This is a genomic window from Streptomyces sp. AA1529, from assembly GCF_000280905.1.
Taxonomy (GTDB): domain Bacteria; phylum Actinomycetota; class Actinomycetes; order Streptomycetales; family Streptomycetaceae; genus Streptomyces.
Genome location: NZ_ALAP01000037.1, coordinates 87,118 through 108,156 on the forward strand (window position 1 = coordinate 87,118; position 21,039 = coordinate 108,156).

A 21,039-nucleotide genomic window follows, 5' to 3' on the forward strand; every position below is an offset into this window, starting at 1 on the left:
GAGAATCGCTGAACGAGCGAGGAGCAGGGCGGGCGATGGGCTGGACAGCGCGGAACATTCCGGACCAGAGCGGCCGTACGGCGGTCGTGACCGGCGCCAACAGCGGGCTCGGCTTCGTGACGGCCCGGGAGCTGGCACGGCGCGGCGCGCGGGTGGTGCTCGCCTGCCGGGACGAGGAGCGGGGCGGCCGGGCCCGGGACGCGCTCGTGCAGGAGCTGCCCGAGGCGGGGCCGCGCACCGAGCTGCGCCGGCTCGATCTGGGCGACCTGGCGTCGGTGCGCGCTTTCGCCAAGGAGCTGCCGGACGAGCGGGTGGATCTCCTCGTCAACAACGCGGGAGTGATGGCGCTGCCCTACGGCCGGACGGCGGACGGCTTCGAGCGGCAGTTCGGCGTCAACCACCTGGGGCACTTCGCCCTCACCGGGCTGCTGCTGGAGCGGCTGCTGGCGGCCCCGGCACCCCGCGTCGTGACGCTGTCCAGCGGGCTGCACCTACTGGCCAACATCGACATCGCGGACCTCAACAGCGAGCACTCCTACCGGCGCTGGATCGCCTACGGCCGGTCCAAGACCGCCAATCTGCTCTTCACCCACGAGCTGGCCCGGCTGCTGGCCGGCACCCCGCTGATCGCCGCCGCCGCGCACCCCGGCTATGCGGCCACCAACCTGCAGACCGCCGGAGCCCGTATGGAGGGCCGGAAGACCGCCGAGCGGGTGATGGCGCTGGGCACCCGCGTGCTGGGGCAGTCCGCCGACGCGGGCGCCCTGCCGACGCTGTACGCGGCGACCGCTCCGGGGGTGGCGCCGGACTCGTTCACCGGGCCGCGGCTGCTGGGCTGGCGCGGTGCTCCGGCGCCGTCCTGGCGGGCGCCCTGGACCCTCAGCGACGTGGCGGCCGAGCGGCTGTGGGCGGCCTCCGAGCAGTTGACGGGGGTCGCCTACGGGGTTCCCTCGTGATCCGGGCGGTCGTGGTCGACGACGACTTCATGGTGGCCCGGCTGCACAGCACCCTGGTCTCCCGGGTGCCCGGGTTCGAGATCGCCGCGGTGGCGCACAGCGGTGCGGAAGCGCTCGCGGCGGTGCGCGGGACCGCGCCGGACCTGGTGCTGCTGGACCTGTATCTGCCCGACATCAGCGGGCTGGAGGTATTGCAGCAGTTGCGCGGCGACGGCGCGCCGGGCGGCGGCCCGGACGTGCTGGTGATCACGGCGGCGCGGGACGCGGCGAGCGTGCGGGCCGCACGGCACGGCGGGGCCGTGCAGTACGTCGTCAAACCGTTCGAGGGGCGGCTGCTGAGCGAACGGCTGGAGCGGTACGCGCGGGAGCGGCGGGACCTGGAGTCGCTGACGGCCCCCGGCCAGGAGGAGCTGGACCGGGTCTTCGGGCACTCCGGCGGCGGTGCGACCGCGGAGCCCCCGGGAGCCGCGACGGCGCGCGGGACCACGCAGCTGCCGGACGGCGCCGGGGTGGCCGTCCGGGCGCAGCCGCTGCCCAAGGGGCTGACCGAGCAGACCGCGGCCCTGGTCCGTGCGGCCCTCCGGGCGGGTCCGCGGGCGACGGGTGTGTCGGCCTCGGAGTGCGCCGAGCACAGCGGTCTGTCCCGGGTGAGCGCCCGCCGCTACCTGGAGCACTTCGTGGCGACCGGGGCGGCGCGGGTCACCCTGCGGTACGGCACCACGGGCCGCCCCGAGCGCCGCTACCACCGGATGTGAGGTGCGGCGGGCGGCCCGTTCGCCGTCTCTGGGTCAGACCTCGGTGAAGCACATGGTGTGGTCGCCACCGCGGTTGCTGGAGTACTGGATGCCGTAGTCGTACTGGGCCGGGCACTCCTTGTCCGGCCCGAAGAGCCGCTCCCCGGTCCGGTACTCGGCCTCCGGGGAACCGCAGTCGACGATGGTGGGCAGCGGGTCGTCGTCGGTGCCCTCGATCTTCACGCAGTCGCCCTGCTGCGGGTCGTGGGTCTTCTGCTCCTCGATCCGCGCGGACCGCGACGCCTCCGCCTTGGCCTTACCGCCGTCGGGGTCGGTGTTGTAGTCGTACACGTACCAGCCGACGCCGCCGAACACCGCCAGGACGAGGACGGCGGCGATCAGGCCGCGCAACGGGCCGCCCTGCTGGGGGCGCTGCGGGCCGCGGGGCGGCGGGGGAGCCTGGTATTGCTGGTACTGCGGCGGAGGGCCCTGGGGCTGCTGGTACTGGTACTGGTACGGCGGTGGTGCGGACATGAGTGTTCCCCGTTGAGGTGCTGGCCTGACGTGCGCTGAAGCGCACATGACGGCATCACTGTAAGGGCACTCACGCCCGGCCGGTGCCACCACCGTGCTCGCCGAGCACCGACGAACCCGCCCGGCGCCGCGGCGACTTCGGCGGACGCAGCGCGGAAGACCATGATCCGACAGCCGGGAGCGCCGGGGCCGGGGGCGAAGAAGAAGAAGAAGAAGGAGGAGGCGGCACCCCCGCACGGGTGCCGCCTCCCGGGCCGGGTTCCCCGTCCGCGGTGAGGGTCGGTGCGGACGGGGAGCCCGGGAGCGGGATGGCTCGGGTCACGCGGTCGCGTGCTGCTGGGCCGCGGCCGCCCGGCCCGCCTCCAGCCGGGCCACCGGGATGCGGAACGGCGAGCAGGAGACGTAGTCGAGGCCCACCTCGTGGAAGAAGTGCACCGACTCGGGGTCGCCGCCGTGCTCGCCGCAGACACCGAGCTTGAGGTCGGGCCGGGTGGCCCGGCCCGCCTCCGCGGCGCTGCGGACCAGGGAGCCCACGCCGTCCTTGTCGATGGTCTCGAACGGGGAGACGCCGAAGATGCCCTTCTCCAGGTAGGCCGTGAAGAAGCTGGCCTCCACGTCGTCGCGGCTGAACGCCCACACCGTCTGGGTCAGGTCGTTGGTGCCGAAGGAGAAGAAGTCGGCGCACTCGGCGAGCTGGTCGGCGGTGAGCGCGGCGCGCGGCAGCTCGATCATGGTGCCGAGGGTGAGCCCCAGCTCCACGTCGTGCCGCTGCTCGACCTCCGTGATGACCTGCTCGGCCTCCTCGCGGACGAGTTCCAGCTCCTGCACGGTGCCCACCAGCGGAATCATGATCTCGGCCCGCGGGTCGCCGCCGCCGGCCTTCCGTGCGGCGGCCGCTTCGGCGATGGCGCGGATCTGCATGGTGAACAGGCCGGGGATGACCAGGCCCAGGCGGACGCCGCGCAGCCCCAGCATGGGGTTCTGCTCGTGCAGCCGGTGCACGGCCTGCAGCAGCCGCAGATCGTTCTCGTTGGCGTCCTTGCGGGACTCGGCGAGCGCGACCCGGACCGACAGCTCGGTGATGTCGGGCAGGAACTCGTGCAGCGGCGGGTCCAGCAGCCGCACCGTCACCGGCAGTCCGTCCATCGACTCGAACAGCTCGACGAAGTCGCCCTGCTGGAGCGGGAGCAGGGCGCCCAGCGCCCGCTCGCGCTCCTCCTCGGTGTCGGCGAGGATGAGCCGCTCCACCAGTTCGCGCCGCTCCCCGAGGAACATGTGCTCGGTGCGGCACAGGCCGATCCCCTGGGCGCCGAACCGGCGGGCCCGCGCGGCGTCCTCGGCGTTGTCGGCGTTGGCCCTCACCCGCAGCCGGCGTACCCGGTCGGCGTACGCCATGATCCGGTGGACGGCCTGGACCAGCTCGTCGGCCTCGTCGGCCCCCGCGTGCGTGCGGCCCTCGAAGTACTCCACGACCGGCGAGGGGACGACCGGCACCTCACCGGCGTAGACCTTGCCGGTGGAGCCGTCGATGGAGACGACGTCGCCCTCCTCGACGATCCGCCCGTCCTGGCTCTTGAGGCAGCGCCGCTTGGTGTCGACCTCCAGCTCCTCGGCGCCGCACACGCAGGTCTTGCCCATGCCGCGGGCGACCACGGCCGCGTGCGAGGTCTTGCCGCCGCGCGAGGTGAGGATGCCCTCGGCGGCGAGCATCCCGTCCAGGTCGTCGGGGTTGGTCTCGCGGCGGATGAGGATGACCTTCTCGCCCGAGCGCGACCACTTGATGGCGGTGTAGGAGTCGAAGACCGCCTTGCCGACCGCGGCGCCGGGCGACGCGGCGATGCCCCAGCCGATCTGGTCGGCGCCCTCGAGACCGCCATTGCTGTCGAAGCGGGGGAACATCAGCTGTGCGAGCTGGGTCCCGTTGACCCGCTGCAGCGCCTCGGCCTCGTCGATCAGGCCCTGGTCGACGAGCTGGGTGGCGATGCGGAAGGCGGCCGCCGCGGTGCGCTTGCCGACGCGGGTCTGCAGCATCCACAGCTTGCCGCGCTCGATGGTGAACTCGATGTCGCACAGATCCCGGTAGTGGTTCTCCAGGGTCTCCATGATCTGCATGAGCTGGTCGTACGACGCCTTGTCGAGCTGTTCGAGGTCGGCGAGCGGCACGGTGTTGCGGATACCGGCGACGACGTCCTCGCCCTGGGCGTTCTGCAGGTAGTCGCCGTAGACGCCCTGCTGGCCGCTGGCCGGGTCGCGGGTGAAGGCGACGCCGGTGCCGGAGTCGGGGCCGAGGTTGCCGAAGACCATCGAGCAGATGTTGACGGCCGTTCCCAGGTCGTGCGGGATGCGCTCCTGCCGTCGGTAGAGGCGGGCGCGGGCGCCGTTCCACGAGTCGAAGACCGCGCGGACGGCCAGGTCCATCTGCTCGCGGGGGTTCTGGGGGAAGTCGCGGCCGGTCTCCTCGGAGACGATGGACTTGAACTTCTGGACCAGTTCCTTGAGGTCGTCCGCGGTCAGGTCCACGTCGGTCACGACGCCGCGTGCGCTCTTGGCCTCGTCCAGGGTCTCGGAGAAGCGCTCGCCGTCGATGCCGAGCACGGTGTCGCCGAACATCTGGATGAGGCGGCGGTAGGAGTCCCAGGCGAAGCGCTCGTCGCCGGACTGGGCCGCGAGTCCGTGCACGGACTCGTCGGAGAGCCCAATGTTGAGGACGGTGTCCATCATGCCGGGCATGGAGAACTTGGCGCCGGAGCGCACGGAGACCAGCAGCGGGTCGTCGGCCTGGCCGAGCTTCTTGGCCATGCGCTCCTCGAGCGCGGCCAGATGTCCGCTCACCTCGTCGCGGAGGGCCGCGGGGGCCGCTCCGGAGTCCAGGTACGCCTTGCAGGCCTCGGTGGTGATGGTGAAGCCCGGAGGGACGGGCAGACCGAGGTTGGTCATCTCGGCGAGGTTGGCTCCCTTCCCGCCGAGGAGGTCCTTGAGGTCCTTGTTGCCCTCACTGAAGTCATAGACGAACTTCCGCTGCTGCGACTGCTGCTGCGACGCGCCTACTGCGGACTCTGCGTTCGCGGACTCTGTGTTCTTCGCGTGAACCGGCACCGGACTCGGCTCCTCGTGGTCGGCTGCCCTGACGGCGGGGAGCGTACCCAGATCGAAGGCTTACGAGTACGTCCAACAGCACGTCACACGGCTGTAACCACCCGTGTGCCGAGAGATCGAAAGCGGAGGACCGTATGAGCTAATTGGTCATACCATTCAAACCTCGAATTGATTACTACGCTGAGCTGAAAGAATCAGCCGAAATAACCGACACAGAGTAACGGCCACCTACAACCCGGGAACCAAGGGTCGGTAAAACCGCGACCCGCTCCTTGGAGATGTACAGCTCACATCTGAGCGCTCATCTGAGCGCACCCCTGATCAAGGTGGCGCGAATCACGCGGCTGAACGGGTGAACGTCTCACCATCCGGACGAGGTGTGGGCCGCAGTAGATTGCCGTGGTGACCGATCCGCACACCGCTGAGAATCCGGCCGCCCGGCACGCCCGCCTCGCCCCCGTCGACACCGCGGCGGACGCCCTGTTCGTCTACGGCACGCTGCGCTTCGACCGCATCCTGGCCGCCCTGCTCGGCCGCGTCCCGCCCGGCCTCCCGGCCACCGCGCCCGGCTGGCGCACCGCGGCACTCGCGGACCGCCCCTATCCAGGGCTCGTCCCGTCCCCCGGACACACGGCCACCGGGCTGCTGCTGACCGGACTGAGCCCTGCCGAGTGGCGCGCGCTGGACGACTTCGAGGACGACGCGTACCAGCTGCGCCGCCTCACCGCGGAGCGGGAGCCCGGGGCGGAGCGAGTGCCTGCCGCGGAACAGGGGCCTCCCGCGGCAGCCGGCGGGACGGCGGACAGCCGCTGCTCCGTGCCCGGCCGGATCTGGACGTACGTCTGGGCGGCGCCGGACCAGGTCGCCGCGGAGGACTGGTCGGCGGACGTCTTCGCGGCCCGGCGACTGGCGGGCTACGCGGCCCGGCTGGAGGCCGCCGCCACGGCGCGGCTGGAGGCGGCCGCCACGGCGCGGCACCGGGGCGGGCACCCGGACCGCTGAACGCCGCCGGGGGAGCCGCCGTGCCGGGCGTCAGCCGCCGGAGGTGGCCAGCTCGGCGTCCGCGCCGATGCCGGTGTCGCACGCGTACGGATCGTCCAGCCAGCCGTCCGGCAGGACGACCTTGTTGCGCGAGTGGGTCCGCCCGCGCGGACCGTCGGCCCCCTCCGGCCACTCCTGGGACAGGTCGAGCCCGTCCAGCAGGGAACGCAGTTCGGCCAGCGAGGCCGCGACGGCGAGCTGCTTGCGCATCTCGGACCCGACCGAGAAGCCCTTGGTGTACCAGGCGACGTGCTTGCGGAAGTCGATGACGCCCCGCGCCTCGTCCCCCAACCACTCCCCCAGCAGCCCGGCGTGCCGCACCATGACGTCGGCGACCTCGCCCAGCGTCGGCCGGGCGCGGGCCCCGGTGTCCTCGCCGCCGAGCGCGGCCACCAGGTCGGCGAACAGCCAGGGCCGCCCCAGGCAGCCGCGCCCGACCACGACGCCGTCGCAGCCGGTCCGGCGCATCATGCGCAGCGCGTCGTCGGCCGACCAGATGTCGCCGTTGCCCAGCACCGGGATCTCGGGGACGGCGTCCTTGAGGCGCGCGATGGCGTCCCAGTCGGCGGTCCCGCCGTAGTGCTGCGCCGCCGTACGGCCATGCAGGGCGATGGCGGTGACACCCTCCTGCACCGCGATCCGCCCGGCGTCCAGGAAGGTCAGATGATCGTCGTCGATGCCCTTGCGCATCTTCATCGTCACCGGCCGGCCGCCCGCGTTGTGCACCGCCTCGTGCAGGATGGCCCGCAGCAGCGGTCGCTTGTACGGCAGCGCGGAGCCGCCGCCCTTGCGGGTCACCTTCGGGACGGGGCAGCCGAAGTTGAGGTCGATGTGGTCGGCGAGGTCCTCGTCGGCGATCATGCGCACCGCCTTGCCGACGGTCACCGGGTCGACGCCGTAGAGCTGGATGGAGCGCGGCTTCTCGCTCGCGTCGAAGTGCACGAGCTGCATCGTCTTCTCGTTGCGCTCCACCAGCGCCCGCGTGGTGATCATCTCACTGACGAACAGGCCCCGGCCGCCGGAGAACTCCCGGCACAGCGTCCGGAACGGCGCGTTGGTGATCCCGGCCATCGGCGCCAGCACGACCGGCGGCTGGACAGCGTGCTCTCCGATGTGCAGCGGCTGGATCGACGGGCTCATACGGCAGGGGTTCCTCGGCTCGTTCGTCGTTGTTCGTCGTTGTTCGGCGTTGTCCGGCGTGGCGAACAGCTTCCCATTGTCCCCCATCCGGCGACGGACACCGCAGGTCGGTCTCCGTCCCGCTCACCGACCGCCGGCGACCAGGCCGAGCAGCCGCTCCACCCGCGCCTGGGTCTCCTCGTCGCGCGGCACGTACGTCCCCAGGCGCGCGCCCTCGGCCGGGCCGAGCCACAGCCCGTGGTAGGTGAAGGAGACCATCCCGACCCGCGGGTTGCGGAAGCGCTTGGTGTGGTCCGCGGCACGGACCACCTCGTGCCGCTCCCACAGCGCGCGGAACTCCGCGGAGGTACGCATCCGCGCCAGCAGCGCCTTCCACGCGGGCTCCGCCAGATGCTCGGCCATCCGGGAGCGGAAGCGGGCCACCATCAGCCGGATCGCCTCCTCCCGGTCCGGCATCGCGGCGGCCCAGTCCGGGTCGGTGAAGGCCAGCCACATGCAGTTGCGGTCCTCGGGCGGATGCGCGTCCAGATCGCCCAGCAGACAGCCGTAGACCCGGTTGTAGGCCACGATGTCGTAGCGCGCGTTCTGCACGCAGGCCGGAAAGGGTTCGAGCCGGTCGAGCACCTTGCGGATGCCCTCCGGCAGCACGGGCGTCTCGGCGGCGGGCGTCGGATCGGCCGTCCCGCCGAGCGCGAACAGATGAGCGCGCTCGCTGGAGTCGAGCATCAGCGCCCGGGCGAGCGCGTCCAGCACCTGCGCCGAGACCTGGATGGCACGGCCCTGCTCCAGCCACGTGTACCAGGTCACGCCCACGGTCGACAGATGCGCCACCTCCTCGCGGCGCAGCCCCGGTGTCCGGCGGCGCGGCCCCCTGGGCAGCCCCACCCGCTCGGGCGGGATCCGCTCGCGCCTGCTGCGCAGGAACGCCGCGAGTTCCTGGCGGCGGACGCTGTCGGCGGGTGCGGCCGGTGCCGGTGTGAGAGCCGCCGGTTCCGGTGCGGGCGATCCCGGTGCGGGGCCTGCCGATCCGAAGCGGGCCGCTCCGGGAGTGCTGAGGCTCATGGCACCAGGATGGCGCACGCCGCATCCTGGTGCCGGGTAGTCCTGGTACCAGGATGAGGACCGCCTGGTACCAGGCAGACAGGGGGCCGAGGCTCGTCCTCATGAGTCACGACATCCCCACCGCCGCGCGGCCGGCCCCCGACCGGAAGCCGGACCACTGCGACCGGAAGCGAAACCCTTCCGACCGGAAACACGGCCCGTACCCGGCACCCGGACCGCCGGTGCCGCAGGCCCCGCCGGCGCTGCACCCTTCCGGCCTGGTCACGCTGCTGCTGGGCGCCGCACTACCCATGATCGATTTCTTCGTCGTCAACGTCGCCTTCCCGAGCATCGAGAACGACCTCGGCGCCTCCCCGGCAGCGCTGGAGATGGTCGTCGCCGGATACGCCGTCGCCTATGCCTCGCTGCTCGTCCTGGGCGGCCGGCTGGGCGACGCCCTCGGCCGCCGACGGCTCTTCCTGTGGGGCGTCGCCGCCTTCGGAGCCACCTCGCTGGCCTGCGGATTCGCCCCCGGAGTGTGGTGGCTGACCGCCGCCAGGGCAGCACAGGGAGCCGCCTCGGCGATGATGTTCCCGCAGGTGCTCGCCACCATCCAGGCCACGAGCGAAGGACGGGCGCGGTCCCGGGCCATCGGCCTGTTCGGCTCGGTCGGCGGGATCTCCGTCGTCACCGGGCAGGTGCTGGGTGGCGTGCTGGTCGCCGCCGACCTGGGCGGCACCGGCTGGCGGGCCATCTTCCTGATCAACGTCCCGGTGGTGCTGGTCATACTCGCCATCGGCGCCCGCACGGTGCCCGAGAGCCGCTCGGAGTCGCCCGCACGCGGAGACACCGCCGGAACAGTGCTGCTGGCCTGCGGGCTGATCGCCCTGCTGCTGCCCCTGACGGAAGGGCGCGCGGCAGGCTGGCCCTGGTGGTCCATCGCCCTGCTGGGGGCGGCGGCCCTGCTGGCGTATTCCTTCTTCGCCGTCGAACGCCGCGAGGAGCGCGCGGGCCGCAGCCCGCTGCTGCCGCCCTCACTGCTGCGGGAGCCCGGCGTCCGGCGCGGACTGCTCATCGGCGCCCCCGTCTTCCTCGGCTTCAGCAGTTTCATGTTCGAGAGCGCACTGCTGCTGCAACAGGGGCTGCGGTACGGCGCGCTCAAGGCGGGGCTCACCCTGGTGCCGATGGGCCTGGCGCAGTTCGCCGCCTCCGTGCGGGCCCCACGGCTGACCGAACGGTTCGGCGCGGGAGGAGTGCTGGTGCTGAGCGCCGTCGCCCAGGGCACGGGCTTGGGTGCCCTGCTGCTGGCACTGTTCACGCAGTGGCCCGGACTGCCGCCGGTGGCGCTGGCGCCCGCCCTGCTGCTGTGCGGACTGGGCCAGGGACTCCAGTTGCCCACGTACTACCGCGTCCTGCTCTCCGGCGTTCCCGCCGCCAGAGCCGGCGCGGGCAGTGGCCTGGCCGCCACCGCCCAGCAGGCCGGCTTCGCCCTCGGCGTCGCCGCCCTGGGCTCCCTCTTCCTCGCTCTGACGCCGCAGTACGGCATGCGCGAAGCCTTGGCGGCCGTCCTGGCCCTCCAGGCATGCGGGCTGCTGACTCTGGTGGTGACGGGGGTGCGGATGCCCCGCACGATGGGCTGAGGGCCGAGCACCCGCGGGGTCCCGCTGCGAGCCCTTTCGGAGCTCCTCGGCGGGTACCGGGCGCGGCGGACTAGAAGTCGTACGCCGCGAAGTCGGCGACCGGGCGGTACCCGATCCGCCGATAAAGGCCGTTACTGGTGGGGTTGGCCAGGTCCGCGAACAGCACGACCTCCGACGCGCCCGCGGCCGACGCGGCCCAGCTCACCGCGGCTGTCGCGGCACCCGCGTAACCGCGGCCACGCAGCGGGGCCGGGGTGTAGACGGGCGCTACCCGGATCTGGCCCGCGACCATGAGGGTCCTGCCCGCCATGGAGACGGGGGTGCCGTCCGGAGTCTCCCAGAGCATGACGCGTTGGTCGGCGATACGGGTGTCCGCCCATGAGCTGTCGCCCGCAGCGGGAGTCCCTCCGACGTCGGTGACGAACTCGCGGTGCCAGAGCATCAGCCGCTCACGGTCCTCCTCACCCGCGACCCGCCCCCGGCCCTCGGGGAGCGGCTCCGGTGGCGTGAGCGTGCCCAGTCGGTAGAGACGCTGCCGCTCCTGCAGCGTCGGCACCGCACCCGTGTGCCGCTGCCAGGCCCGGGCGAACGACGCGGCGGTGTCCTGGTCGGCGTGCACACCGGGGAGTTGATGACCGAGGCCCGCCAGGCAGGCGGCGAGACTGTCGGTCTCCCCCGGGTTCAGCGGGGTGAGTGTCAGGCGGCGGGGCGGGGTACGGAAAAAGACAGCACGGACCTCGCCCGCCCGCTCCAGCAGGCCGAGAACCGGGGTGTCGGCGCCGTACGCGTCCGCCCCGCGCGTCCGCAGTGTGTCGGTCACCGTCAGCGGGAGAGTGTGCAGAGCAGGACGCAAGCGCAGGAAGGTCCTGGCGCGAGCGAGAAAAGCGCCGACGTCCTCGGTGAGATGCCAGTCGTCCGGGCTCATGCCTCATGATCCCGCGGGTCGGCGAGGTGCGCCCCCGGATTTCGCCGTCGGAGGCACGTACATGTCTGTCAGGAGGACTTCGCAGCCGATACCTCGCCGCCGGGTGTCTTCGGAGCGCTCGGCGGCGCCAGGAAACCGGCTGACTCCGCGACGGCACCTTCCGCCGACCACCGACCCCGACGACCTGTCGGCCCGGTCTCCTGACTCTACGGTCCCGATCGTCCAGAGGCGGACTGCGATCCGGCGATCTCTTCCCGCAGCCGGCCGGTGAACCGACGCAGCAGATCCAGCGTCTCCTGGAACTCGGCCCGGCGATCGTCCCTCCCGTCGGTGGGCCGGGTGCTCCAGACCCGACGCGCGAGAGCATCGGCGAGATCGACGGTTTCACCGCTGCAGAGCAGGTAGAGGGCTGAGCGTGCTTCCTGCATCCGGTTCACCAAGTCGTCGGCGCCCGGGCCGTCATCACTCAGCCGTGTTCCTTTCAAGTGGTCCAGCAGTTGCACCACGGCCGTGTTGAAGCCGATCCCGGCTTTCAGCTTCTGCTCGCGGAGCCACATGCGGTCCTGCCTGCGCGCGGTGAACCACGCACCGAACACGACCCCTATGAGGCCGATTGCGGCCCCGACGGCCACGGACACAATGTTCTCCACGGCCAGCTCCCCCCGTCGTCACAGCGGCGCCAGGCTACAGCGGCCGTCGGGGGCCGGGCTCGGCGAACGTCCCCGCCCGAAACAGGTACCGAGCGCGGCGGTGTCGCACGTTCTCTCCGCCCGGTGCCCCGGGGAGCGCGCCGCGGTGACCGGCCGCAGCCGTTGCACCTTCTGACCGATCGGACCGCTCCCTGGCCGGGCTCGGCCACCGTGCGCCCAGGACTCGGCTCGGACGCCCCAGCCTTCCCGCCGGTTCTCTGCGAACACAGCACTAGCATGCTGGTCATGGCCATGTTCGTGCACCTTACATCGGCGGCGAACGCACCGCGCATCCGGCGGTCCGGCATCCGCGCGGCCTCCCGCGGGCAGGACGGTGCGCGCGGGGTGTACTGCTTTCCGGTGCTGCCCTCCTACACCCTCACCCACCAGTGGCTGCGCGAGCTGGCCCGTACCGGCAGCCGGGGAGGTCTGGTGGCTGTCCATGTGCGGCTGGACGACAACCAGGAGGTGCGGGTGGGTCGCTACGCACGCGAGCAGGCCGCCGTTCCCGCGGCCGAGGCGGTGCGGCGCATCGCGGCTCTGGAGGATCCGCGCGGCTGGGAGGTGTTCGTCCCCCGGGCGGTCCGGCCGCGCGAGGTGCACCGGATCCGCACCGCACCCCAGGCGGTGGGCTGGCGCTACTGGCCCGAGGCGCACGGTGTGCGGCCCTGCACCTGCGACGGCTGCCGGGTACGCGGCGAGTACGGATCCCGGCGGCTGCGCGAGCGGTTGCCGCATCCGCTGGACGGTCCGCCGCCGCCCGCCAGGGTGCTGCTCGCACGGATCGCCGCGGCCGGCACCCCCGGAGACCCGGCCGCACTCCGGGAGACCCTGCACTGGTTCGGCAAGCGCCGCCGCGGCCCGCTCGCTCAACTCGGCCACCTCGCAGCGCACCCCGATCCCGGCGTGCGGGAAGAGTTCGTGTGGGCCGTCGCCCGCTGGTCCACGCCGGGAGTGGCCGAGTTGCTGGACGGACTCGCCGCCGACCCGCACCCGGATGTCCGCGAAGCGGTGGCGACGGTCCGCACACTGTCGCAGAACGGTTAGGCCCTGTCCTGCGGGTCATGTGACCTCACGAGCGAGGAACGGACCCGGTCGGAGCCGCATCTGCCGAAGTCCGGGAAACGGGAGGGCCGGTGGGCGTCCTCGCAGCCGTCCTGGCCGATGAGGAGCGACGGCCCCGTCGGTTGGTTCCCGTCGACCGCATCCGCGCCTCAACCGGTGTGGGCCACCACGGCATCGATGAGCTGGGGCCAGAGTTCACGCGGGCGGTCGTGGCCCATGTCGGGGACCAGCAGGAGTCCGGCGCCGGGCACCAGCTCCGCAGTGCGCTCACCGCCGCTGGGATCGATCAGCGTGTCGTCCAGGCCGTGGATCACCAGCGTCGGCACCCGCAGTTCACGCAGGTCGTCCGCGCGGGAACCGCTGAGGATCATCGCGCCGAGCTGCCGCCCGATCCCCGCGGGGTAGTAGGCGCGGTCGTAGCTCGCGGCGGCCAGCTCACGCAGCACCGCGCCGCTGCCGTATCGCTTGGAGGCCCACACCAGTTCCTTCTCCGCCGCCGCGACGTACCCCTCGCGGTCCGCGGGCTTGGGGCCGAACAGCACCGCCTGGGCCTGCGGGCTGGGCCGGCCGTATTCACTCTCGCCGGTCGAGGACATCATCGACGTCAAGGTCAGCACCCGCTCCGGACGGGAGTGCGCCATCGTCTGGGCGATCATCCCTCCCATCGACGCGCCGACCACGTGGGCACGTTCGATACCGAGCTCGGTGAGCAAGCCGAGTCCGTCGTCGGCCATGTCGACCAGCCGGTAGGGAACCATCTCGAGGGCGGCGGAATGTCCCCCGAGCTGACGGTTGCCATGAACTCGCCCACGTCCACGGGGTGATCGTCGAACTTCGTGGACAGCCCGCAGTCACGATTGTCGTACCGGATCACATAACGGCCGCGCCCGGCCAGCGCCCTGCAGAAGTCCTCGTGCCAGCCGAGCAACTGTGCGCCGAAACCCATCACCAGCAGGACCGGAGGGTCGCCCGGATCGCCGAAGCTCTCGTACGCGATGGACACCTCGGGGGACACGACAGCGTTCGGCATATTCGGAGCCTGTCACAGCCGCCCATCCGGCGCAGCCAGAATTTCGGCGGGTGACCTGCGCAGACTCGTCCGGCTTCGCCCTCGACCCGCCGGACAGGGCCTGGTGCCCTACCGGTCGGCGTTCGCCCTGTGGTGCCTCGGATCGCCGTGGCACAGGTCTCGGCGACCGCGACGTCGGAAACCCGCCAGCACGCTCACGGTCGGCCGGGCGAGCATCCGCTCATGAGCGCTGAAACGCGGGGAATCCGCATCCGGCACCGCGGGTACGAGCCGCAGGTCCATCCCACCGCCTACGTCGCCCCGACGGCCACGCTCGTCGGCGATGTCCGCGTGGGGCCGAGGGCGCGGGTGATGTACGGCGCGGTGCTCGATGCCGAGGGGTCCCGGATCGAGATCGGGGAGGCGGCGGTGATCTGCGAGAACGCGGTGTTGCGCGGGTCTGCGGTCGCCGGCGATCAGCCGGTGCTCGTCGCCGATCACGTCTTCGTGGGACCGCACGCCACCCTGCTGGGCTGCGAGGTCGGCAGATGCGTCTACGTGGCGACCTCGGCGACGGTCCTGCAGCGCGCACATCTGGGGGCAGGCACGGTGGTCGCCGTCGGCGCGCTCGTCCATGCGCGCACCGATGTGCCGGACGAGTACTTCGTGCCGCCGCACACCGTGGCGCTCGACACGCCGGTGCGACTGCTGGCACCCGGCGACCCGGGCCTGGCCGAGGCCGTCCGACAGGTGGGCTTCGCGCAGGTGGCGTTCGGCGTCGAGGCGGAGTGGACCGACCACGTCAGCCGGTACGAGCACATCGCGGAGGTACGCGTCGACGAGTTCGGCCCGCACGCGGACGATGAGATCCTGCATCGCGGCTAGGGCCGCATCAACGCTTCCTGCCCATGTTCGACGGCACCGGCCACGCCGACGACCGGCGCCGACGCGCCGCCGCGCCGTCGCCGGCAGGGTGAACGTTGCCCGACCCGGCGCTACTCCTCTCCCTCGTGGCGCACCGCGAGGTGCACCCACACCGTTTTGCCCGCACCCGTGCGGGGGCGTACGCCCCATGCCTGGGACAGGGCGTCGACCAGGAGTAATCCGCGCCCGGAGGTCCCCTCCGGTGCCGGTTTGCGGAGTTCGGGCATCTCCCACTGTTGACATCCTCCCGGCCCTAAAGGACCGGGATTCCTACTGCCCGCGTCTGCGGGCCTCGGTGGGTTCCTGCTTCAACGCGCTGCGCCGGTACGGGTACCGGTCTTACCTGCGCTCCACAGGCCGCAACGGCCAGTCCGGCCGCCTTCGCGACGTTGACCGCCGCGTTCACGTCCCGGTCGAGGACGGCCCCGCACTCCCGGCACGTCCACTCCCGGACGCGCAGGGGCTTGGGGCCGTCCTTGACGCCGCACTGCGAGCACACCTGACTGGTGGGCTCGAACCGTCCGATCCTCACGAAGGTGCGCCCGTACCGTGCGGCCTTGTACTCCAGCATGTTCACGAACGCCGACCATCCGGCGTCGTGCACGGACTTGGCCAGGCGCGTACGGGCGAGTCCCTTCACCGCCAGGTCTTCCACAGCGACCGCTTGGTTCTCGCGGATCAGCCGGGTGGAGAGCTGGTGGTGGAACTCGCGGCGCGCGTCGGCCACCCGCGCGTGAGCGCGAGCGACCTTCACCCTGGCCTTGCCCCGGTTCGCGGAGCCCTTCTGCTTGCGGGACAGGTCCCGCTGTGCCTTCTTCAGCCGCTTCCCGGCCCGGCGCAGGAAGCGCGGGCTGTCGACCTTCGTGCCGTCGGAGAGGATCGCGAAGTGCCCGAGCCCGAGGTCGATGCCGACTTCAGGCGTCGTCTCCGGCAGCACCTCGGAGGCGTCCGTCTCGACGACGAAGCTCGCGAAGTACCGGCCTGCGGCGTCCATCAGGACCGTCACGGTGGACGGGACGGACGGCAGGGCGCGGGACCAGCGAACGGGCACGTCGCCGACCTTCGGCAGGCGCAGCTTCCCGCCCGCCGTGATCCGCCACGACGCGTTCGCGGTGAAGCGGACGGTCTGCCGGCTGTCCTTGCGGGACTTGTACCGGGGCGGCCCCACCTTCGGGCGCTTGCCCTCGAGGCCGTCGAAGAAGTTCCTGTACGCGGTGTCCAGGTCCCGGAGGGACTGCTGGAGGATCACCGAGGACACCTCGCCGAGCCAGGCCCGCTCCGGTGTCTTCTTCGACGCGGTGAGCCGCTTCGACAGCTCGCCCGAGGAGACGAACGGCAGCCCCGCTGTGCGGGCCTCCTCTCGGACGCGCAATGCGTCGTTGAAGACGACCCGCGCACACCCGAACGCCCTCGCCAACGCCATGCGCTGACCGGCGCCCGGGTACAAGCGGAAGCTGTACCGCAGCTGCATGAGATCACCTTATTGGCCTATGCCACCACGACGGGACCCAAATCCCGATATCCGCAGGCGCCGTACGGTCGTCCACAACCTGCACGCGCACCTGGTCTTCGTCACCAAGTACCGGCGGGGCGCCATGGACGACGAGATGCTGACACGCTGCGAAGAGACCATGCGCAAGGTGGGCGACGACTTCGGCGCCACGCTCACCGGGTTCAACGGCGAAGCCGACCACGTACACCTCCTCGTGCACTACCCGCCGAAGATCACCCTGTCCGGACTGGTGAACTCACTCAAGGGCGTCTCCGCCCGGCGTCCGCGCGCCGAGTACACCGGCCGGGTCAACCGCGCCGTCATACACGGACACTTCCGGTCACCCTCATGCTTCGCCGGATCGGTCGGCGGCGCACCCCTCCACCTGGTCAAGGACTACATCGAACAGCAGAAGCGGCCCGACTGAGCGGGCCGCCGCCATGGGGCAATGTCACCCCCGCCCTCAAGGACGGGGCACTCCCGCCAAGCGCCTCGGTAGGCGTCGGAGACCTCCAGGACGAGGACCCCGCCCCGGCGGCGGAGCACGAGTTCCAACTGGTCGCCGATCCCCTGCGCGGCATGGGTGACCGCGTTGGTCGTCAACTCGCTCACAACGAGCGCCGCTTCGTCGCAGAGGTGGCCGAGTTTCCACTCTCTGAGCACCAGCCGCACATGCTCCCGCGCCCTTGGCACGGACGCCTTGCTGAGACGGAACCTTGCGATGTTCGTACGCCCGGACATGGGGCCTCCCGCGGCTGAGCAGGTCGATTCATTCACCCCTGGTGCGCATATGGGTGCGCTGGGTGAGGTGACTCACGTTATGCGGCCCCCGCGGGTCACTGCAACTCCTCACTATCGAGAATTTGCATGACGCTGCCGCAGCAACGAATGCCCGTGTACCGTGCGTTGCCGTGCGAGCGGCACACGCAGAGAGGAAGAAGATGCCCGCAGGTGGACGCCCCACGATGCGCAGCCGTCGTCTCGGGTCGGCTCTCCGTCGTCTCCGCGAGGTGGCACGGCTCGACCAGCAGCAGGCAGCCGAGTACATCGCGGGCTCGAAAGCGAAAGTCAGCCGCATCGAGTCGGGCCAGGTAGCGGCGCGCCCCGGCGACGTCCGGTTACTGCTGGAGCTCTACGGAATCCAGGACCCGGAGACGTTCCGCCACTACGAGCAGTTGGCGCGGGATGCCAACAAACGAGGGTGGTGGCTCGACTATCGCATCTCGCCGGAGCTGAGCGACTACATCGCCCTGGAGCACGACGCGACGTTCGTCCGCACCTGGCAGACAGTGCTGGTCCCAGGACTCTTGCAAACGGCCGACTACACCCGGACGTTGGTAGAAAGCAATCCCTCCGTGACGGAACCCGACGTCGTGGAGCAGGCAGTCAAGATGCGGCAGGAGCGTCGCCGCAGGTTCGAGGAGTCCGGGGCGCGCTACAGCGCCGTGGTCTGGGAGCCCGCCCTCTCCAACCCCATGCCCTCCCGCGAGGTGCACAGGAATCAACTCGCAGATCTGCTGGAAACCGCTGCTCGCCCGAACGTCACCTTCCAGGTGCTGCCGACCACCGAGTGGGCCGCCGCGCGGTCCGCGCCCACCTTCGTCATGCTCTCCTTCGACGGCGAGTGGTCGCCTTCCGCCGTGGGACAGGAGACACACCGCAACGTGGCCATCACGGAAGACGAGACCGAAATCGCAGCCTACGCACACTCCTTCGACCAGCTACGCTCGGTAGCGCTGAATCCGGCCGACAGCCAGGGATTCATCGCGGACACGCTGGCCGCCATAGCCGAGGAGAGTCAGTGAACGTGAGCGACGAGCCGGTCACCCCCTTCTTCAAGTCGAGCTACTCGGGCTCCGACCCGAACCACGAGTGCGTGGAGGTCGCCCACACAGCGGCCGGCGGGCGCGCGGTCCGCGACAGCAAGGACCCCGCGCGGGGAACGGCGTACTTCGGGGCCCAAGCCTGGCAGGCATTCGTCAGCGCGCTGGGCAGGGGCCCGGAGGCCGGCTGAGCCCAGGACAAGCGTGGCCGCCCCCTACCGCGGTAGGGGGCGGCCACGCACATGTGGCTCCGCGGTAGCTCCCGCGCGACGTATCAGGCGCCATAGCTTCCCGCTCATGAACGCTTCCCGGACCACCACAGCGCCTTCCTCCTCCGCACCCTCGGCCTCGCGGCGGTTCGGGCGGCGGCTGGGAGGGGCCGTCGCGCTCTTCCCGCTCGGGCTGTTCGCCCTGCTCGCGGGACTCGGCGGACAGAGCGGGTCCGCACGCAGGGTGCTGCGCGCGGACCCCGGAACGAGCAGTCCACGAGTACTGACACAAGCGCTACTGACCGTGCTGCTCGGCGTCCTGGCGCTGATCCTGGCCGGGATACTCGCCCTGGGCATCGCGCGCGGACTGTTCTACGGCTTCGTGGACAGCGGCCCCTACGACGACTCCTGGGGCGGCCCGAGCAGGACCGGGGCCTGGCTGGCGCACTTCGGGGTGAGCGTACCGATCTGCGGCGCCGCGGTCGGGCTGCTGTACGGCCTGGCCGCGCTGCACCGGCGGATGACGGCCCCGCTGCGCGGCGAGCACCGACCCGCGTGGGTACTGCCGACGGTGCTGCTGAGCTGCGCGGCTGCCGCGCTGTTCCTGGTGGCGTTCGTGCACCAGTTGGACTGAGCCGCGCCCCCGCGGGTGTCTCACTCCCCTTGGGACCAGGCGGCGACCGGGAGCGCCAGGTAGACGCCGAAATCGTCGAGGCCGGTCGCCTCGGCGATGCTCTCGTGGAGCCGGTCCACGCGCTGCTGACGGTCGGCGGCCCGGCTCTCGAACCACTTGGACCGCACCTCGATCACGATGTCCAGGCCGCAGCGGTCGAGGGGTCCGAGTTGCCGGAAGCGGAGCTCCACGTCGCCGGGTTGCAGGTCGCCGTCGTAGGGCTCCTCGGGGCACTCGACCGCCACCGAGACCAGGTGCGGCAGCACCGCGCCCAGTTCGCGGAGCGTGTGCTCGGGCACGCCCGGCGCGCAGGTCACTTCGACGAGGGGCATCGCTCACTCCTGACCGGACCGGTGGGCCCGTCGGGGTCGGTGGTAGCTGTCGGTGGTAGCCGCGGAGGTACGGCCGGAGCGGGCCGGAGGCGCTCGCTTCCGTCCATCGCCGTCCGGGCGGGAGCAGGACCGGGCTCCGGCGTCAGCGTCGGGGCGCGGGGGCGCCGGGAGACTCCTCCCGCAGCCGGTAGTGGTAGCTGTAGGCGTAGCGGAAGCCCAGGCCGGTGTAGAGGGCCTGAGCGGGCGTGTTGGCGCGGCCCACCTGGAGATAGAGGCCGCGCACGCCCTCGGAGGCGGCCCACGCGGCCCCCGCGCGCAGGACCGTCGCGGCGACCTTGCGCCGACGGTGTGCCGGGTGGGTGATCACACAGTAGACGCCGGCCCAGTCGTCGTCACCGCCGACGAACAGTCCGATGCCCGCCGGGGTTCCGGTATCGCTCCCGGCGTCGTCCGGGAAGACCGCGACGCAGGCCAGCGGGGCGGCGATACCGGCGATGACCTGGTCGGCGACCTGTCGGCTGTCCTGCTGCGCGTCCAGCTCGACGAAGGCCCGCAGCCACTCCGCGGTGGGCGCGGAGCTCAACCGGGTCCGTCGGCCCGCGAGGGGGGCCGGGCCGTCGGCGACCGTCCGGACGGAGGCGGTCAGTACGTGCACCCGGCTGCGGAGTCGGTAGCCGCGGGCGGCCAGGGACGCGTCCAGAGCCAGGTGTTCGGCCCCCGGTCCGATCTGGACAGCGGCGGGCAGGCCGCGTCCGGCGTAGAAGTCCTCGACCGTGGACAGGGCCGCCGCCGGATCACCGGCCGGTTCCGTCGCCGGTGGCGACAGCGGCAGGGCGGTGTTGTCAGAACGCAGCCGCCGCACGCCCGGGGTGTGGCGCAGCAGCCAGCCGTCGGCGGTCCGGGTGACGGGGGCGGGCCAGGCCGCCAGCGCGTGCCGCTCGATACGCCGTACCTCCTCGGGAGGGCTTCCGGCGAACGTGTCGGTCAGGGTGCGGGCGAGCTGGTCGAGGACCGAGGCGTCGGCCGTACGGCCCTCGTCGGGCGGCTGGTGTTCGGTGACGCCGAGACCGGCGAGGGTGAAGTTCCGGGCCAGGGCCCGTATCGCGGAAGCGAGTCGGTAGGCGGAGAGGCCGTCCGGCTCGGGTACCCCCACGGAGGAGAACTGGCCCGGATCGAGCACATCGAGATCGAGGTGGACATACACCGCTTCCGCACCCGTCTGCGCGACTGCCCCGACCAGAGCGGACGGGTCGGCCAACTCGGCCGGGGGGAGGTGGCGGACCGCGTGCCGGTCGACGTACCGGCGCTCGGCGGGGTCGAGGGAGCGCACCCCGGCCAGTACGACCTGCCCGGGCGCGAGCGGCACGCCGGTGCTCAGTTCGGCGGGGCCGTCACCGAGCAGCGTGCGCAGCACCATGCCGTGGAACGCGCCGGAGGGCGAGGTGTCAGGAGTGTTGAGGTCGCCGTGTGCGTCGAACCATACGAGCGCCAGTCTGTCGCCGTACCGGCGGTGCGCGCGTTCGACGGGTGCGAGTTCCACCCCGCAGTCGCCGCCGGTCGTCACGACGGTCCGGTCGGGCAGTCGGTCCAGCGCGAAACGCACGGCGCTCAAGTTCGCGGCCAGCACGTCGAGCGCACGGACTCCGTCCACCGGGCCCGTCGCCGCGGCCCGGACGTCCACTGGCACACGCGTCCGTGGCGCGGCGGGGAACAGGT

At 71.8% G+C, this 21,039-nt stretch carries 21 protein-coding genes and 1 pseudogene; 10 read left to right on the forward strand and 12 right to left on the reverse strand.

The genetic code is table 11. From position 1 onward, the window contains the following. The first annotated feature begins 35 nt into the window (after window positions 1-35). Entirely contained in the window at window positions 36-956 is a 921-nt protein-coding gene (locus tag A949_RS0111100) for an oxidoreductase (RefSeq protein WP_019356078.1), read from the forward strand. Then, window positions 953-1,711, forward strand: a complete 759-nt coding sequence (locus A949_RS0111105; RefSeq protein ID WP_019356079.1) for a response regulator — start codon at window positions 953-955, stop codon at window positions 1,709-1,711. Before A949_RS0111100 ends, A949_RS0111105 begins: the two co-directional genes overlap by 4 nt. A gap of 33 nt (window positions 1,712-1,744) precedes the next feature. Here A949_RS0111105 and A949_RS38060 read toward each other — a convergent pair whose 3' ends face one another. Further along, window positions 1,745-2,224, reverse strand: a complete 480-nt coding sequence (locus A949_RS38060; RefSeq protein WP_019356080.1) for an LppU/SCO3897 family protein — start codon at window positions 2,222-2,224, stop codon at window positions 1,745-1,747. 318 nt (window positions 2,225-2,542) lie between these two features. Then, window positions 2,543-5,320: a pyruvate, phosphate dikinase gene (gene ppdK / locus A949_RS0111115; protein ID WP_019356081.1), complete on the reverse strand. Its 2,778-nt coding sequence runs from the start codon at window positions 5,318-5,320 to the stop codon at window positions 2,543-2,545. Between the two features lie 402 nt (window positions 5,321-5,722). Here ppdK and A949_RS0111120 point away from each other — a divergent pair, with 402 nt between their 5' ends. After that, the gene (locus A949_RS0111120; protein ID WP_106428794.1) at window positions 5,723-6,322 is read left to right on the forward strand and encodes a gamma-glutamylcyclotransferase family protein; all 600 of its coding nucleotides are present in this window, start codon (window positions 5,723-5,725) and stop codon (window positions 6,320-6,322) included. 30 nt (window positions 6,323-6,352) lie between these two features. Here the strand turns inward: A949_RS0111120 and dusB are convergent, their stop codons facing one another. Then, window positions 6,353-7,501, reverse strand: a complete 1,149-nt coding sequence (gene dusB / locus A949_RS0111125; RefSeq protein WP_019356083.1) for a tRNA dihydrouridine synthase DusB — start codon at window positions 7,499-7,501, stop codon at window positions 6,353-6,355. Between the two features lie 123 nt (window positions 7,502-7,624). After that, window positions 7,625-8,563 carry a helix-turn-helix transcriptional regulator gene (locus A949_RS0111130; RefSeq protein WP_019356084.1) on the reverse strand — a complete coding sequence of 313 codons (939 nt, stop codon included), beginning with the start codon at window positions 8,561-8,563 and terminating at the stop codon, window positions 7,625-7,627. 101 nt (window positions 8,564-8,664) lie between these two features. Between A949_RS0111130 and A949_RS0111135 the strand changes: the two genes are divergently transcribed. After that, entirely contained in the window at window positions 8,665-10,182 is a 1,518-nt protein-coding gene (locus tag A949_RS0111135) for an MFS transporter (RefSeq protein WP_019356085.1), read from the forward strand. A 70-nt stretch (window positions 10,183-10,252) separates the two neighbouring features. Here the strand turns inward: A949_RS0111135 and A949_RS0111140 are convergent, their stop codons facing one another. Both A949_RS0111140 and A949_RS0111145 read right to left on the reverse strand, forming a co-directional pair. Beyond that, window positions 10,253-11,107, reverse strand: a complete 855-nt coding sequence (locus A949_RS0111140; RefSeq protein WP_019356086.1) for a GNAT family N-acetyltransferase — start codon at window positions 11,105-11,107, stop codon at window positions 10,253-10,255. 206 nt (window positions 11,108-11,313) lie between these two features. Further along, window positions 11,314-11,757, reverse strand: a complete 444-nt coding sequence (locus A949_RS0111145) for a hypothetical protein (protein WP_019356087.1) — start codon at window positions 11,755-11,757, stop codon at window positions 11,314-11,316. 285 nt (window positions 11,758-12,042) lie between these two features. Between A949_RS0111145 and A949_RS0111150 the strand changes: the two genes are divergently transcribed. Beyond that, window positions 12,043-12,843 (forward strand): HEAT repeat domain-containing protein, encoded by an 801-nt coding sequence (locus A949_RS0111150; protein WP_192817140.1) that lies wholly within the window; start codon window positions 12,043-12,045, stop codon window positions 12,841-12,843. A gap of 167 nt (window positions 12,844-13,010) precedes the next feature. Here A949_RS0111150 and A949_RS33120 read toward each other — a convergent pair. Beyond that, a pseudogene (locus A949_RS33120) lies at window positions 13,011-13,891 on the reverse strand (alpha/beta fold hydrolase). A gap of 222 nt (window positions 13,892-14,113) precedes the next feature. Here A949_RS33120 and A949_RS0111160 point away from each other — a divergent pair. Then, the gene (locus A949_RS0111160; protein ID WP_019356090.1) at window positions 14,114-14,755 is read left to right on the forward strand and encodes a gamma carbonic anhydrase family protein; all 642 of its coding nucleotides are present in this window, start codon (window positions 14,114-14,116) and stop codon (window positions 14,753-14,755) included. A gap of 110 nt (window positions 14,756-14,865) precedes the next feature. On the opposite strand, the gene A949_RS37590 is transcribed toward A949_RS0111160, so the two are convergent. Further along, entirely contained in the window at window positions 14,866-15,021 is a 156-nt protein-coding gene (locus tag A949_RS37590; protein ID WP_237735799.1) for a hypothetical protein, read from the reverse strand. Between the two features lie 26 nt (window positions 15,022-15,047). Next, entirely contained in the window at window positions 15,048-16,265 is a 1,218-nt protein-coding gene (locus A949_RS0111165; RefSeq protein ID WP_019356091.1) for an RNA-guided endonuclease InsQ/TnpB family protein, read from the reverse strand. Between the two features lie 19 nt (window positions 16,266-16,284). On the opposite strand from A949_RS0111165, the gene tnpA reads away from it, so the two are divergent. Beyond that, window positions 16,285-16,713 (forward strand): IS200/IS605 family transposase, encoded by a 429-nt coding sequence (tnpA, locus tag A949_RS0111170; protein WP_078565392.1) that lies wholly within the window; start codon window positions 16,285-16,287, stop codon window positions 16,711-16,713. Here the strand turns inward: tnpA and A949_RS38490 are convergent. After that, complete coding sequence (locus A949_RS38490; protein ID WP_019356093.1) at window positions 16,683-17,027, reverse strand: ATP-binding protein; 345 nt, start codon at window positions 17,025-17,027, stop codon at window positions 16,683-16,685. The two genes, tnpA and A949_RS38490, sit on opposite strands and share 31 nt — an antisense overlap. Window positions 17,028-17,251: 224 nt before the next feature. Between A949_RS38490 and A949_RS0111180 the strand changes: the two genes are divergently transcribed. The 3 genes from A949_RS0111180 (at window position 17,252) to A949_RS33130 (ending at window position 18,952) form a co-directional block, all read left to right on the forward strand. Beyond that, entirely contained in the window at window positions 17,252-18,091 is an 840-nt protein-coding gene (locus A949_RS0111180) for a helix-turn-helix domain-containing protein (RefSeq protein ID WP_019356094.1), read from the forward strand. A 2-nt stretch (window positions 18,092-18,093) separates the two neighbouring features. After that, a complete protein-coding gene (locus A949_RS0111185) occupies window positions 18,094-18,300 on the forward strand; it encodes a DUF397 domain-containing protein (protein ID WP_106428795.1) in 207 nt (68 codons plus the stop codon). Between the two features lie 106 nt (window positions 18,301-18,406). Continuing rightward, window positions 18,407-18,952, forward strand: coding sequence for a hypothetical protein (locus A949_RS33130; RefSeq protein WP_019356096.1), 546 nt, complete (start codon window positions 18,407-18,409; stop codon window positions 18,950-18,952). 20 nt (window positions 18,953-18,972) lie between these two features. Here the strand turns inward: A949_RS33130 and A949_RS0111195 are convergent, their stop codons facing one another. Further along, entirely contained in the window at window positions 18,973-19,323 is a 351-nt protein-coding gene (locus A949_RS0111195; protein ID WP_019356097.1) for a hypothetical protein, read from the reverse strand. A gap of 142 nt (window positions 19,324-19,465) precedes the next feature. After that, window positions 19,466-21,010, reverse strand: coding sequence for a GNAT family N-acetyltransferase (locus A949_RS35890; RefSeq protein ID WP_237735801.1), 1,545 nt, complete (start codon window positions 21,008-21,010; stop codon window positions 19,466-19,468). Window positions 21,011-21,039 lie beyond the last annotated feature (29 nt).